The 13,690-nt window shown below is 50.2% G+C and carries 13 protein-coding genes; 7 read left to right on the top strand and 6 right to left on the bottom strand.

Annotated features, from left to right (window positions below):
• Nucleotides 1-17: 17 nt before the first annotated feature.
• The gene (locus ABDW13_RS03745) at nucleotides 18-1,427 is read right to left on the bottom strand and encodes a sugar porter family MFS transporter (RefSeq protein ID WP_343551070.1); all 1,410 of its coding nucleotides are present in this window, start codon (nucleotides 1,425-1,427) and stop codon (nucleotides 18-20) included.
• A 472-nt stretch (nucleotides 1,428-1,899) separates the two neighbouring features.
• Between ABDW13_RS03745 and ABDW13_RS03740 the strand changes: the two genes are divergently transcribed.
• The gene (locus ABDW13_RS03740) at nucleotides 1,900-2,769 is read left to right on the top strand and encodes an AraC family transcriptional regulator (protein WP_343551069.1); all 870 of its coding nucleotides are present in this window, start codon (nucleotides 1,900-1,902) and stop codon (nucleotides 2,767-2,769) included.
• A 31-nt stretch (nucleotides 2,770-2,800) separates the two neighbouring features.
• On the opposite strand, the gene ABDW13_RS03735 is transcribed toward ABDW13_RS03740, so the two are convergent.
• Complete coding sequence (locus tag ABDW13_RS03735) at nucleotides 2,801-3,895, bottom strand: YncE family protein (protein ID WP_343551068.1); 1,095 nt, start codon at nucleotides 3,893-3,895, stop codon at nucleotides 2,801-2,803.
• Between the two features lie 476 nt (nucleotides 3,896-4,371).
• Between ABDW13_RS03735 and fhuE the strand changes: the two genes are divergently transcribed.
• Nucleotides 4,372-6,519: a ferric-rhodotorulic acid/ferric-coprogen receptor FhuE gene (gene fhuE / locus ABDW13_RS03730; protein ID WP_343551067.1), complete on the top strand. Its 2,148-nt coding sequence runs from the start codon at nucleotides 4,372-4,374 to the stop codon at nucleotides 6,517-6,519.
• A 32-nt stretch (nucleotides 6,520-6,551) separates the two neighbouring features.
• On the opposite strand, the gene ABDW13_RS03725 is transcribed toward fhuE, so the two are convergent.
• Nucleotides 6,552-7,103, bottom strand: coding sequence for an NlpC/P60 family protein (locus ABDW13_RS03725; protein ID WP_343551066.1), 552 nt, complete (start codon nucleotides 7,101-7,103; stop codon nucleotides 6,552-6,554).
• A 254-nt stretch (nucleotides 7,104-7,357) separates the two neighbouring features.
• Nucleotides 7,358-8,875 (bottom strand): MDR family MFS transporter, encoded by a 1,518-nt coding sequence (locus ABDW13_RS03720; RefSeq protein ID WP_343551065.1) that lies wholly within the window; start codon nucleotides 8,873-8,875, stop codon nucleotides 7,358-7,360.
• A gap of 79 nt (nucleotides 8,876-8,954) precedes the next feature.
• Between ABDW13_RS03720 and ABDW13_RS03715 the strand changes: the two genes are divergently transcribed.
• Nucleotides 8,955-9,626 carry a TetR/AcrR family transcriptional regulator gene (locus ABDW13_RS03715; RefSeq protein ID WP_343551064.1) on the top strand — a complete coding sequence of 224 codons (672 nt, stop codon included), beginning with the start codon at nucleotides 8,955-8,957 and terminating at the stop codon, nucleotides 9,624-9,626.
• Between the two features lie 78 nt (nucleotides 9,627-9,704).
• Here the strand turns inward: ABDW13_RS03715 and ABDW13_RS03710 are convergent, their stop codons facing one another.
• Both ABDW13_RS03710 and ABDW13_RS03705 read right to left on the bottom strand, forming a co-directional pair.
• Nucleotides 9,705-10,043, bottom strand: a complete 339-nt coding sequence (locus tag ABDW13_RS03710) for an XRE family transcriptional regulator (protein ID WP_343551063.1) — start codon at nucleotides 10,041-10,043, stop codon at nucleotides 9,705-9,707.
• A complete protein-coding gene (locus tag ABDW13_RS03705) occupies nucleotides 10,040-10,381 on the bottom strand; it encodes a type II toxin-antitoxin system RelE/ParE family toxin (RefSeq protein ID WP_343551062.1) in 342 nt (113 codons plus the stop codon). The genes ABDW13_RS03710 and ABDW13_RS03705 overlap by 4 nt, the downstream gene beginning before the upstream one ends.
• A gap of 293 nt (nucleotides 10,382-10,674) precedes the next feature.
• Between ABDW13_RS03705 and ABDW13_RS03700 the strand changes: the two genes are divergently transcribed.
• Genes ABDW13_RS03700 through ABDW13_RS03685 form a run of 4 tightly spaced genes read left to right on the top strand, consistent with a single transcriptional unit; the run spans nucleotide 10,675 to nucleotide 13,684 of the window.
• Nucleotides 10,675-11,241, top strand: coding sequence for a peroxiredoxin (locus ABDW13_RS03700; protein ID WP_343551061.1), 567 nt, complete (start codon nucleotides 10,675-10,677; stop codon nucleotides 11,239-11,241).
• Between the two features lie 15 nt (nucleotides 11,242-11,256).
• Entirely contained in the window at nucleotides 11,257-12,489 is a 1,233-nt protein-coding gene (locus ABDW13_RS03695) for a thioredoxin family protein (protein ID WP_343551060.1), read from the top strand.
• An 18-nt stretch (nucleotides 12,490-12,507) separates the two neighbouring features.
• Nucleotides 12,508-13,068 carry a sigma-70 family RNA polymerase sigma factor gene (locus ABDW13_RS03690; RefSeq protein WP_343551059.1) on the top strand — a complete coding sequence of 187 codons (561 nt, stop codon included), beginning with the start codon at nucleotides 12,508-12,510 and terminating at the stop codon, nucleotides 13,066-13,068.
• On the top strand, nucleotides 13,055-13,684 hold the full coding sequence (locus ABDW13_RS03685) for an NrsF family protein (protein ID WP_343551058.1): 630 nt from the start codon (nucleotides 13,055-13,057) through the stop codon (nucleotides 13,682-13,684). Before ABDW13_RS03690 ends, ABDW13_RS03685 begins: the two co-directional genes overlap by 14 nt.
• Nucleotides 13,685-13,690: the final 6 nt, after the last annotated feature.

Here is a 13,690-nt window from a genome sequence, read left to right as displayed (position 1 = left end):
TTAAATATCCTCAGTAATTAAAAACGAAATTTCTTTTCGATTTGCTCTAATGTTAGGCCACGTGTTTCCGGCAGATATTTCACCAACAAAATAAGCATGATGACGTTGCTGGCACCAAAGAAGCCAAATGTCATGCCGCCGCCATAATGATTAAGTAGGAACGGGAAGATCGATTGGATGATGAAATCAAATATCCACAAACCAAATACCGCAAAGCCCATGCCGACACCGCGCATTCTTAACGGATAAATTTCTGCCAACATCAACCAAAATACCGGGGCAATCCAGCCTTGCATAAACACCAGGAAAACCAGCATCAAGCCGAGAATAACGTAAGGTGCGTTGGCGAAATTGGCGTGCAAGCTTTCAACGCCGTTGACGGTTTCGGTGTGGAAAAAGTAGTTAAATGCCAAACCAATGGCGACCAAACTCAACGTGACGCCCGCCTGCCCGGTGAAGAACATTCGGCGGCGCGAATGTTTGCCGATTAGCGCCATCCCCAACAGCGTTGCCAGCACCGAAATAATGCCGTTCGCCACAGCGCCGGTTACCGCCGCCGCATCACCCAATCCGGTGGCTTTAAGTACGGTTGGCGCGTAATACATGATGGTATTAACGCCGGTGACGCGCGTAGCCAGCACAATCATTAAGCCAATCAGCACCAGTTGAATCACCCAGCGATGCTTCAACTCGTCGAGCAAATTGAATTTCACCGCGTCGGCTTTCACAATTTGCTGAATCTCTCTGACTTCGCGATCGACCTCTTCCGGCAGTCGCAAGGTTTTTAATACCTTGACGGCTTTATCGGTTTCACCACGACGAATAAAGAAGCGCGGTGATTCCGGCATCATTAACATGCCAATCCACAATAGCGCGCCGGGTAAAGCGGGAATCGCTAACATAATGCGCCAGTTGTGTTGCATTTCTGGATAAAGATTAACGATGGCGGCATTGACCGAATAAGCAAGAAATTGTCCGGTAACGATCATCAGTTCATTAACGGTGACCATCTTTTCACGCTGATCGGCGCGCGCCAGTTCAGAAATATAAATCGGCACCGTTACCGATGCGCAACCCACCGCTAATCCCAACACAAAGCGCGCCACTATCATCGATGGCACATCCCAGGCAAACGCGGTGCCTAATGCGCCGAGCATGAATATTGCCGCCACCCATAAAAGATTTTTACGTCGCCCTTGTTTATCGGATAAATAGCCGCCGCACAATGAACCCAGCGCCGCACCGAATAACAGGAATGAAGTAATAAAACCTTCCTGCGTTGGGGTTAGATTTAAATCATACTTCATAAAAATCAGTGCGCCGGAAATAACCCCAGTATCATAACCAAAACACAATCCACCAATTGTTGAGACGAGAGTAATCAGCCGCATGCGCTGCGGATTTTGCAGGTTCGTTTTGTTATACATAGCTGTTCCATCTGGTTTTAAGATAATACCGTTACAGGCCGTTTATTTCGGTCAGTTACAGACTGCTAATTACTTCAGCCGGAATCAGAATTTAATTATCGCGATTTGTTTTTACAGAAAGCGTTTGCCCGCCCTTATCGTTACGACAACGTTATACCGAAGTTAAATACAAACACCAGTCGCGACTCAGCGCCTGATTTCACGGCGTGCTGGCGATCAAATAAATAATCGATAAAGCACGTTATGCAGTGATCGTTATCACACTGGAGAATTGGCGCGTTGACAAAGCAAGATTGGAGATAGATTAAAACAGGCTTTTTGTCTCTATTTTTTGCTAGCAAGCAGGGATGCAAGCTTATTGCGACACGAAAGAATGTTGCGATAATTTTAATGAGGTTAATAAAAAGCAATATTGATGATTACGCACGGTCTGAACTCATGCCAGAATAGCGGCATCCTCAAAGGAGAGATTATGATCACTTTTTGCCTGAACGAGCATCCCTCTGCACGCGGCTTCGACAACAATCTGCGGCCGCGCTTGAGCTTTATCTGCCGCGCTGAAGGCCCAGAAGAAGCCATTCCACGGGTGATGCATAAGCATGACGATCGCTTTGAGGTGATGTTTATCCGCGCTGGTCGCGGCATTTATAATATTGATGGACGCGGCTACAACGTTAAACAAGGCGATTTACTGCTGTTTAATGCCAACGTATTACATGACGAAAATCCAGACGCGACGGAAGATTTACTGATTTATAGCTGCGGCGTTGAGCAGTTAAAAATTGATGGTTTACCGATGAATGTGCTTACCCCGCGCAATCAAACCGCGGTGATGCCGAGCGGTGAGTTTTATCAGGAGATTTGCCAACTGTTTGATCAAATGTGGTCGCACGTCAGCAGTAAGCGTTTATACAGTTCTGAAATGGGCGATCATTTATTAGGCGTGTTATTGCTGCTATGTCGTAATATTTGGATTGAGAATAAGCAGGAACAAGAAAGCAGCAATACTTTGTTAGGTCAGCGCATTAAAGATTATATCGATAACCATTATAAAGAAGACATTGCTCTCAGTTCAATTACCGCCGCCATGAACATGAACCAATTTTATCTGGCGCATGTTTTTAAAGCGTATTCCGGCTATTCACCCAAACAATATCAAACGCGCCGTCGCATTGGCGAAGCACAAAATTTATTATTAAGTACCGAATTAGGCGTGACGGAAGTGGCGAATGCGGTAGGTTACGATAACGTGAATAATTTCCATCGTATCTTTCATAATTTGGTCGGTCATCCGCCAGCACGTTATAAGAAGTTTTGGCTTACTGGACAAATAAAATCGTAGGGCGGCGATACAGCCGCCCTGCTGCCCAGCCTTATTTCAATGCGATACGCGCAATCTGATCCTGTCCTTTAGTGGAAGAGTCTTTATTGAACTCGGCTTTCAACGTGACATACAACGTGTTGTTGTCCGGTCCAATCAGCAAGCTATTTGGATTATTATCAAACGACCAGCTGTTCTTTACCGCATAAGTGGTGGCATCCAATTGCAGCACTTTCTTCGATTCGCGCTGGCTGATATACAGCTCATTACGCTTGGCGTTGAATTTAATGCCCAATGCATCGCCTGCAATACGTTTAATCACTTTTCCGCTGCGCTCATCAAATACCAGCGTCGCTTTGCCCTTGGAATCATCGGTCACAAATAGACGACCGGTGGCAGGATCTTCTGCCATGTTCAGGAACAGATATTCTTTGCCATCGCCCGCAGTCCAGCGTTTTTCGATTTTATGCGTGCGTGGGTTGATCACCAGAATTTCGCCTGCGCCATTAGTGGCGTAAATGCGTTCGGTCAGAGGTGAATAGATAATCCCGGTGACCCACTTGCCTGCATTTTTAATCGTGGCTTTCAGCTTGAAAGTTTTAACATCCACCACTGAAATGTAGCCAGGATCCGCTACACGACCGACATACAATTCGTTACCGTGCCACAACACTTCACGTGCGCCCGCCGGATATCCTTCTTTGTCCTTTTTGCCTGGGAATACCAAACGTTCAAGCACTTTGCCGCTTTGCGCATCCACTTTCGAGATGGCGCCATCCAGCGAGTTAGTGGTGTAGAAAACGTTGCCCTGCTCATCAATTGCGGTGCCGAAGTTTTTCAGATCGGTATGCGTCTGACCTTTCGTTTCCAGGCTGGTTGGATCGAGGCGATAAATCACGCCACCGTTAACGTCTTTGAAACTCTGCGCGCTGGCAACATAAAGCGCTTTCGCAGCTGGAGAATAGGCCATTTCGTACAGACCATCGCCCAAGGTGCGTTGTGTGACTGCGGTATCGACAGGTTTCTTAGTTTCAGCTGCGGTAGGCGATTCGGCTTTTTTAGCAGGTGCCTGGCAAGCCGTCAGGCTGAATGCAGCAACAATCGCTGCGGCAACGGCGGCTTTGCGCGGGCTAAATAACGATTTCATGCTCAACTCCATCAATGGATGAACGACTCCGTTACGCGAGCACGCGCACGGAGGAGTACAAGAAGAATGAGAATCATACGCATTAGCATACAGGAAGCAACTTTCTTGTTAGTTAACCTCATCCCCCACCCGCTTTTTGCTCTAAATCACATGCCATCAAGTCTTTAAAAATTGTCAATCCGCCCTGCGATCCCACCCTGAATTCCGTAAACAACAGCAATTAACCGGTTAATTTACGTCTTATTATATTGATTAATAAAATGTTTACATATTGTTTCAATTGCCGATAAAACCTCGCAAGATTATTTAAAGCAAATGATTATCATTAGCTTTCTCAACAAATATCAGTGGCGCATTGTATGCCATTCCCCTGCCCCTGCCCCAGCCCCAGCATCGGCATCGGCATACACGGAAGTGGCAGACAAATACAAACGAGGCAGCAAAGCCTCAATTAAAATTATTTTCAGGGAATGTTTATGAAAACCTTTAACGTCTCATTGCTGGCGATGGCGATTCACGCCTTGTTGATCCCCGCAATGGCACAAGCCGCCGCAACCAGCGACGAAGATCAACAAGACTTAGTGGTTAACGCCGACACCAATGGCAATGACGACAGTGAAAAGCAGGATTACGCAGTGAAAACCACGCGCGCTGGCACCAAATTGCTACTGACGCCGCGCGATGTGCCGCAATCTCTCAGCGTGGTGACGCAACAGCGCATGCAGGATCAAAATCTGCAATCAGTAAATGATGTGCTAACCAATGCCACCGGCATCTCCACCAATCTGATCGACAGCGAACGTTCGGAATACTATTCGCGCGGCTTCAAAATCAGCAATTTCAGCTTTGATGGTATTCCCACCTCAGTTAATGACAGTTGGAACTACGGTGATGCCGCTTCCGATACTGCGATTTACGATCGCATTGAAATCGTGCGCGGTGCGACCGGTTTGATGACTGGCGCGGGCAGCCCTTCTGCCTCAATTAACATGGTGCGCAAACATGCCGACAGCAAAACGTTCACCGGCACGGTTAGCGCCAGTTACGGCAGCTGGAACAAACAGCGTTACGTTGCCGACATCTCATCACCGCTCAATCAGGATGGCAGTTTGCGTGGTCGCGTGGTAACAGGTTATAGCGATGAAGACAGTTGGCTCGATCGCTACCACAAAACCAAAAATTTTCTGTACGGCGTAATTGATGCCGACATCAGCGAACACACCACGCTGTCATTGGGCTATGACTACGAAGATGCCAATACCGGCAATCCAACGTGGGGCGGCTTGCCGATGTTCTACAGCAACAACGCCACCACACATTACGATCGCAGCCTCAATTCCGCCGCAAACTGGGCGCGCTACAACACCAACTCCCGCAAAGTCTTCGCCGATATCGACCACAATTTTGATAACGGTTGGAATATCCACGTCAATGGCACGCACGCGGAGAATACTTTTAACGACAAACTGCTGTATGTCACGGGCTATGCCGATCAGGACAGCGGTGAAGGTGCCACCGGCTACGGCAGCATGGATCGTGGCAAGCGTCAGATGGATTCGTTCGACGGTTACGCCAGCGGCCCATTTGAGCTATTAGGACGCCAGCATCAATTAATGGCTGGCGTAAGCTACAGTCGTCAGCACAATGCCACCTATAGCCAGGATGGCGTGACCGACCTTGAAAACTACGATATTGCAGCCAGCGATATGGGCATTTTCAACAACAGCTGGAATGGCAATATTGCCGAGCCGCAATGGCAAGGCTGGTATCTGAATGCCAACGACACCATCCGCCAAAAATCCGCTTACACCGCCGCCCGCTTCTCGTTGGCCGATCCCTTGTCGTTGATCATCGGCGCGCGCTACACCCAATGGAGCACCAACGGCAGCAGCGGCGATATGACCAAAAACAACACTACGCCGTACGCCGGATTGGTGTACGACATCAACGATACGTGGTCGGCTTATGGCAGTTACACCTCGATCTTCCTGCCACAAACTTACCGCGATACCAGCGGAAAATACCTGGCGCCGGTCACTGGTAAAAGCTACGAAACCGGTTTGAAATCAGCGTGGTTTGATGGACGATTGACAGCCACGATGGCGATATTCCGCATTGAGCAGGATAACGTGGGTCAGGCTATTGATGGGGTTTATCTCAGCGGCAGCGAACAGGCTTATGCGCCAGCGAAAGGGGCGATCAGTAAAGGTGCGGAGTTTGAGCTAAATGGCGCGTTGACGGACAATCTACAACTCACTTTTGGCGCAACACGTTATGTAGCGCGCGATAAACTGGGGCGCTTTAACAGTTATCAGCCGCAAACCTCATTCAAATTGTTTACCCGCTATCAATTGCCGATGATGCCGGATTTAACCGTGGGTGGCGGGCTAAACTGGCAGAATCGTGTCTTTGAGGATGCGACGAATGCATCAGGTGATACCGTACGCGTGTATCAAGGGAGCTTCCCACTGGCGTCGCTGTTTGCGAAATATCAGGTCACGAAACAAGTGGCGGTACAAGCTAACGTCGATAACCTATTTGACCGCGAGTATTACAGCTACATGAACAGTTATGTTTATGGTGCGCCGCGCAGTTTCTCAATCAGCGTTTCGTATCAGTTTTAATCCATTAGGTGGCTGTAAAAGGCCACCCAACATCACACCTTATTTTTATAATTGAAACTGATCTGCGAATTTTGCTCTTTCGGTAAGCGGCGGGCTTCTAAATAAACTGATTTCCAATACGGATTATTCAGCGACGAACGCATTACGCCCTGGCTAACGGATGCGTGCAGGAACTGGTGATCGGTGTCATAAAAACCGACGTGCAGCTCGCGCTTGATACGAAAGAACACCAAATCACCGGGTTGCAAATGCGCTTGATCAACCGGTTTGCCCATGGCGATTAATTCTTTGGTGGTAACGCGATCCATTGGAATATTGAAACGATCTTTCAGCGTGCGCCAGACAAAACCTGAACAATCCACGCCGGTTAATTGCGTACCGCCCCACTGATATTTGGTGCCTTCCCACGAATGCATTTGATCGTGCAGTGCCGCGATCACCGGAATCAAATCCGGCTGCTTGCCACCGTCTGCGGAAGTATCCACGCTTTCATCGGCTGGCGCATGTGAAGACTTTGATGAACATCCTGCCAGAGCAAAAAGGAACAGGCAGGCAATAACTTTGGTGGCCGCAGAATTGATCATGTGATGATGTTTTCGCTGAGGGAGACGGTGTTTAGAGACTTATACCGTAAAAAAGTTGCAGAAATAAATAGCTGCGCACTGAAAACTTTTAATTGCGGAGGGTTTTTACCTAAGTTTACGTAACGGTAACATCTTGTATTTGAGTTAAAAATCTATATTTCGAGGCAGGTTTAACTGAGCGGAGATTATTTAACCGTCAATCTGTGCTGATAATTTATTCTGCACCGATGTCACGACATCAGTGCAGAATTCTCTTAGCGTTTGGCTTGATTACGTAACGGTGATTCAGGCAGGAACAGCGACAATATAAATGCGAGCAGCATAACGCCCGCCGCCATTTGGAATGCCGCGTGTACCGCGTCACCAAATACCTGTAAATAAGCTTGCTGCACATCATTCGGCAAATGATGCACCGCAACCGGATCTAACGCGCGGGGTAACTCCTTGCCCTGCTCCACCAGCGTAGTCAGTCCCGATTTCAACACCTGACTAAATACCGCGCCAAACAATGCCACGCCAATCGAACCGCCGACTGAACGGAACAGCGTCACCGACGAAGTAGCTACGCCGATACTGTCCGGCGTTACGGTGTTCTGCACCGCCAGCACCAGTACTTGCATCACCATCCCCATGCCCATTCCCAACACGCAGGCAAACAGGTAGATGTGCCACAGCGGCGCATCCAACGTCAGCGTGGTCAGCAATGCCATACCAATGGTCGCTAACAGAGTGCCGAAAATCGGGAACAGCCGATATTTGCCGGTGCGGCTTATAATGCGCCCGCTGATAATCGAGGTAACCAACAATCCGCCCATTAATGGCAGCAACTGCAAACCGGCTTCGGTTGGTGTAGAGCCTTTCACTACCTGCAAATAGAGCGGTAAAAACGTCACGCTACCAAACAGCGACATCCCAACAATAAACGCCATCAAACTGGCGAGTGAAAAGCTGCAATTGCGGAACAGCGACAACGGAATAATCGGTTCCCATGCGCGACGCTCCTCATAAATAAAACCGATCACGCCAATTAAACCAAAGGCCAGCACGCACCATAAAATCGGATCAGACCACTCACGCAGCGTGCCACCTTCGCTGGTGAACAGCGTAATGCCAACTAACGCCAGACTGAGAAACACCGCGCCGGGATAATCGATTTCATGCGGCTTGCGCTTGTTATCGGTTTTGAACACCGCGTTGATGATCACTAAAGCGAACAAACCCAGCGGCAGATTGATATAGAAAATCCAGCGCCATGAGGCGTGCTGCACGATAAATCCGCCCAGCAGCGGGCCGATCACCGTAGCGAGGCCAAACACGCCGCCGAACAAGCCCTGATATTTACCGCGATCCTGCGGTGGAATGACGTCGGCCACCGCCGCCATACTCACCACCATCAAACCGCCGCCGCCCAATCCTTGCAGCGCACGCGTAAAGATTAACTGCTCCATATTTTGCGCCAGCCCGCACAGCGCTGAGCCAATCAGGAATAGAATCACCGAGATTTGCAGCACGGTTTTGCGCCCGAACAGGTCGCCAAATTTACCGTACAGTGGCACCACAATGGTCGATGCCAGCATATAGGCGGTGACGATCCACGACAGGCGATCTAGCCCGCCCAACTCACCAACGATGGTTGGCAAGGCAGTAGAAACGATGGTTTGGTCTAATGCAGACAGCAGCATGACCAGTAATAAAGCGCCCATCAGTAAGCGGACTGAAGGAGGATTCTCCTTCTCGCTGGTCGATTGCGGCGCGAGTGTTTGGGGTTTCATAACAGACACCGATTGAAATTAATTAAATACACAATTAATATTGAGCGCAGTCTGACACGAATCAAGCAAGCGAGTAAAGATGACCGCACGAAAAGTCCCTGAAGATGAGAAAACCACAGCCGCCAAACCGCGCCGTCCCGGCAGGCCGCGCGGTGGTGCGATCAACGTGCAGCAACGTGAATTGCTGCTGGATATCACACTGGCGCTGTATGCCGAAAATGGCATCGGTGAAACCTCATTGAATGCGATTGCGCGCAAGGCGGGCGTGAGTCCGGCGATGCTCAATTACTATTTTCAGTCGCGGGAAAGTTTGCTGGATATCGTGGTTGAAGAGCGGTTTTTACCGTTGCGCCAGCGCTTAGTCTCGCATTTCACGAATGATCCGCGTGACCCTGTCACCACTTTCAGCGCGTTCATCCGCGAAGTAGCGGATATTGTCAGTTCGAATAGTTGGTTTGCGCCGTTGTGGATGCAGGAAGTGATGCAAGGTGAAGGCGGTTTAGGTCAGCACATCAAAAAACGTTTTGGCCACGGTGAACGTGATGAAGTGAAAAAGCTGATTGAAGGCTGGCAGCAACAAGGTCTACTCAACGCGGATTTGGAACCGCAACTGCTAATGACGTCGATTCTAAGTCTGGTGCTGGTGCCGTTTACCCGCTTTGCCAACGATCCCGCTTTTAACCGCGAAATCATTGTGCAGCATACGTTGAGTTTGTTTTGTCGGGGGATACGGCCGACGAATCAGATCTAAGTCGCTCTCAACATACAAACGGCCAGCGATAAATCTGGCCATGTTACGTAAGAGAATTGATCATCTTGCAAAACATGATTACTCAATAACCAATTGTACTTTTTTCCCCATCGCCGCAATCATGCAAACCAAAGAATCTATTGTGAACTTCTCCGTTTTTTGATTTACCACATCAGATACTCGGGGCCTGGAAACATGCAAAATTTTCGCTGCATCAATTTGTTTGTGCCCACTGAAAGATATCCATTCAGCAATTTCCTTCATGAGCTGTTTTTTGAGTTCGTCGGCCCGACTGATCTCATGCTGAGATTGCGCAAGAAGAGCATCCGCTTCACTTCTCTCGAAACCGAGATCAGCAAAAACATTGCCACCGACGTTGGTCTTGTGTCGCGATGAAGTATCAATATCATCGGTCATAGTAATTTTCTCCGCTCTTCAACAACTACCTTGTAACGTTCCGAAATGGTCTTCACATCTTTTGGGCTAGTTTGCTGGGTCTTTTTATTGAAAGCATGTAAAACATAAATAGCCTCTGCAAATTTAGCAACATAGACAACTCGATACTCGCCATCTTCACCTTTAATTTTGATTTCAATTACACCTGCCCCCCAGCGGTTAACAGGTTTGAAATTAGTTGGGCTATGTCCGTGCTGCACCTTATTAAGCTCAAAACCCACTTCCTTTTTTACGTCCTGTGGAAAAACTTTCACATCCTCCAGCGACGTTCCTCGCCAATCGATTATCTTTTCATCCATTGCATTATGCCCCACACGAATCCGTGTGCGTATAAAATATTATACACACCCTATTCAAGAGAGCACAAATAACAGCCAATAAACCAAACTGTGAAAACGAGGTTCGTCGCAATCAACATTAGCGGTAAAGTTTACAGCTAATCCTAACGATGGATGCCGTGTGCATCAGCGCATCAGCCTGAAGTGCTCGTAAAAAATATTTTTCACCTCAACCGAAACTTTCCTCCCCGCCCCAGCGAACTGCATTAATGAGTCACCCAAATCGGAACTCCCCTACTTCGCAGGAGCAGAAAATGAAACGCATGAAATCCCTTGTTTGTACCCTGAGCATTACCGCCGCGCTGGGCTTATCGGCATTTAACGCCGGTGCCGCATTGCCGGTGGGCGCGAAAGCACCTGACTTCCAGTTGCAAGGTGCGCTGGCGGGTAAACCAATGACGTTCTCGCTGCAAAAAGCTCTCCAGAAAGGCCCGGTTGTTCTTTACTTCTTCCCAGCGGCGTTTAGTGCCGGTTGTACCATCGAAGCACACGATTTTGCTGAAGCCACCGATAGCTTTACCAAAATGGGTGCCACTGTTGTCGGCGTTACCGCCGGTAATACCGATCAGGTCAGCGATTTCTCCAAACTGGAATGCCGCGATAAGTTTGCAGTAGCAGCCGATCCCGGCGCGAAAGTGGCGGCACAATATGAAACCACCATGCAGATGAAAGGCAAAACCTTGTCGGATCGCACCTCGTACGTGATCGCGCCAGATGGCAACATTCTGCTGAGTTACACTGATAGAAACCCTGAAACGCATATCGCCAAAGCGATGGACGCCGTGAAGCAATACGACGCATCTCATCCGCAAACTAACTAAGCAAAGAGGCCAGCGATGTTAACCGCCATGCTGGCCGCCTTTATTGGCGGCATCATTCTCAACTTAATGCCCTGCGTGTTTCCGGTGATCTCGCTGAAAGCGCTGGGTTTATTACGTCACACAGATAATGCTGCGAATGCGCGGCGTGAAGGTTTGGGCTTTTTACTCGGCGTGGTCGTCACCATGATGGCGCTGGCCGGTATATTGTTGGCAGCCCGCGCTGGCGGTGCCGCCGTTGGCTGGGGTTTCCAGCTGCAATCGCCATTAGTTATTGCCTTGCTTTCGCTAGTAATCCTTGCCGCTGCGCTCAATCTACTCGGCGTATTTGAAGTGGGTTTAAGCGTGCAGCGGGTAGGATCGATGGAAGTCGGTCGCGGTGCATTTGTGCGCTCAGCGTTAACTGGCGCGCTGGCGATCATTGTCGCTACGCCGTGCGCGGCACCGTTTATGGCGAGTGCAATTGGCTATGCGCTGGTGCAGCCGCCCGCCATCGCATTGGTGATCTTCTTCGCGTTAGCGTTAGGTTTTGCCGCGCCATTCACCCTGGTTTCGTTGTTCCCGGTGCTGGCAAAATTCCTGCCACGTCCTGGCGCGTGGATGGATGTGTTAAAGCGCGGATTGGCCTTCCCGATGTTTGGCGCTTACGCCTGGTTAGTGTGGATTCTGGCGCAACAAGCCGGCAGCGCCGCACTGGCAACCTTACTGGCCGCCTCGGTGATTGTCGCTTTCGCCGGCTGGTTGTATGGCATGGCGCAACATCGCCACTTTGCTGGCAAAAGCCACAAGGTATTATTTGCGGTGACCGCGGTGCTGATTGTGGCCGTTATCGCCCCGCTGCCAAGCCTGATCAAACCCGGCGCAGAATTAGCGGGCGATCAAGTCACCGCTGAAGTAGCCAAAGCCAAATGGACGCCGCAAGCGGTCGAAGCGCAACGCGGGCACGGTAAAGCCATTTTTGTCGATTTCACCGCATCGTGGTGCATCACCTGTCAGGTAAATGAGAAAACCTCACTCTCGACCCAAGCCGTTAAGGACGCCTTAGCCAAAACCGGTACGCTGTACATGGTGGCAGATTCCACTAAATTTAACCCGGACGTGGATGACACCATGAGCGAGTTCGGTCAAGGTGGCTTACCGATGTATTTGGTGTACCCCGCTGATGGCGGACCGCCGAAAGTGTTGCCGCAGGTGTTAACACCGAGCATTGTGGTGAATGCGTTGAACGAGGCGGCAAGCAAAAAGGCGTAAAGATCAACAAGGCGGATTATGCAAACAAGCGATAGCGCGCGCGAAAGTTGGCCCGCGCTAATGGAACGGGCGCAGGCGGGCGATCAACTCGCCTATACCCGACTGCTGAAAGCACTGGTGCCGGTGATTCGTGGGCAAATACGCAAACAATTCACCGATGACGCACTGGTAGAAGATGTGATTCAGGATGTGCTGCTAACGGTGCATCGGGTGCGTCACACCTACGATCCGGCCTACCCTTTTTTGCCATGGTTGATGGCCATCATCTCGGCGCGCGCCATTGATGCGCTGCGTCGCCGTGGCCGCCATCAACAATGGGAAATCCACGATGAAGCGCAGTCGGCGGCGGCCAGCGCACCGGAATCGCCACGACAGCATGATACGCAGGATGAATTGGCCGGCTATTTGCGCCAGTTACCTTCGCGTCAGCGTGAAATTGTGGAACATGTGCATCTGTGCGAAATGAGCCTGACGGAAGCGGCCGCGCATAACAATTTGAGTGTCGCCGCGGTGAAATCGCTGTTACACCGTGCGCTAACCAATCTGCGCCGTTTTGGAGCCAATCATGACCGATCATGACCTGTTAATTGAAAAACTCGGGCGCGAAATGCGGCCGGTTAAACCGCTGCGATCCACCGGTTGGCGCGTCATTCGCTGGCTGGCGCTGGCGTTGCCGTGCGGCATACTGGCGAGCCTGTTGGTACAACGCAGCTTCACCGACTGGTCGCAGCCCGGCGCGATGCAAGCGATGGTGCAACTGGTGCTGGCTTTTGTGCTCGGCACATTGGCGATTCGTAGCGCATTCAACATGAGCATTCCAGGACGTCGCAGCATCAGTTGGAAAGCATTATTACCGATTGCGCTACTGTGGCTCGGCATTAGCCTTAGCCAAATCCCCGGCCAGGCGCCGATCGAGCATGATAACGACAGCACGCGCTGCTTCACTTTTCTGTTAGTGGTCAGTACGCCGATGATGGCGTTGATGATCGCCAGCCTGCGCCGCACCCGCGCACTGCATCCGGTGCGCAGTTTGGCGATGGCCGGTTTAGGCGTATCCTGCATGGCGGTGACGCTGCTGGCATTTTGCCATCCGGTGCATCTGCATCCGCTGGATTTCGTGATGCATCTGGCGGCCATCGTGACGATTGTGGCGATGACGGTGCTGGTGGGGAAACGCTGGGTGACGATGAAATGATCCGGT

It is taken from the genome of Pantoea sp. (genome assembly GCF_039594315.1).
In the GTDB taxonomy this organism is placed as follows: domain Bacteria; phylum Pseudomonadota; class Gammaproteobacteria; order Enterobacterales; family Enterobacteriaceae; genus Pantoea.
The sequence above is the reverse complement of the archived record's forward strand: the minus strand, read 5'-3'. Positions and strand labels throughout refer to the sequence as shown.

Coding starts and splice junctions, on each gene's coding strand:
- ABDW13_RS03745 (WP_343551070.1), bottom strand. CDS start 1,427: ATGTATAACAAAACGAACCTGCAAAATCCGCAGCGCATGCGGCTGATT.
- ABDW13_RS03740 (WP_343551069.1), top strand. CDS start 1,900: ATGATCACTTTTTGCCTGAACGAGCATCCCTCTGCACGCGGCTTCGAC.
- ABDW13_RS03735 (WP_343551068.1), bottom strand. CDS start 3,895: ATGAAATCGTTATTTAGCCCGCGCAAAGCCGCCGTTGCCGCAGCGATT.
- fhuE (WP_343551067.1), top strand. CDS start 4,372: ATGAAAACCTTTAACGTCTCATTGCTGGCGATGGCGATTCACGCCTTG.
- ABDW13_RS03725 (WP_343551066.1), bottom strand. CDS start 7,103: ATGATCAATTCTGCGGCCACCAAAGTTATTGCCTGCCTGTTCCTTTTT.
- ABDW13_RS03720 (WP_343551065.1), bottom strand. CDS start 8,875: ATGAAACCCCAAACACTCGCGCCGCAATCGACCAGCGAGAAGGAGAAT.
- ABDW13_RS03715 (WP_343551064.1), top strand. CDS start 8,955: ATGACCGCACGAAAAGTCCCTGAAGATGAGAAAACCACAGCCGCCAAA.
- ABDW13_RS03710 (WP_343551063.1), bottom strand. CDS start 10,043: ATGACCGATGATATTGATACTTCATCGCGACACAAGACCAACGTCGGT.
- ABDW13_RS03705 (WP_343551062.1), bottom strand. CDS start 10,381: ATGGATGAAAAGATAATCGATTGGCGAGGAACGTCGCTGGAGGATGTG.
- ABDW13_RS03700 (WP_343551061.1), top strand. CDS start 10,675: ATGAAACGCATGAAATCCCTTGTTTGTACCCTGAGCATTACCGCCGCG.
- ABDW13_RS03695 (WP_343551060.1), top strand. CDS start 11,257: ATGTTAACCGCCATGCTGGCCGCCTTTATTGGCGGCATCATTCTCAAC.
- ABDW13_RS03690 (WP_343551059.1), top strand. CDS start 12,508: ATGCAAACAAGCGATAGCGCGCGCGAAAGTTGGCCCGCGCTAATGGAA.
- ABDW13_RS03685 (WP_343551058.1), top strand. CDS start 13,055: ATGACCGATCATGACCTGTTAATTGAAAAACTCGGGCGCGAAATGCGG.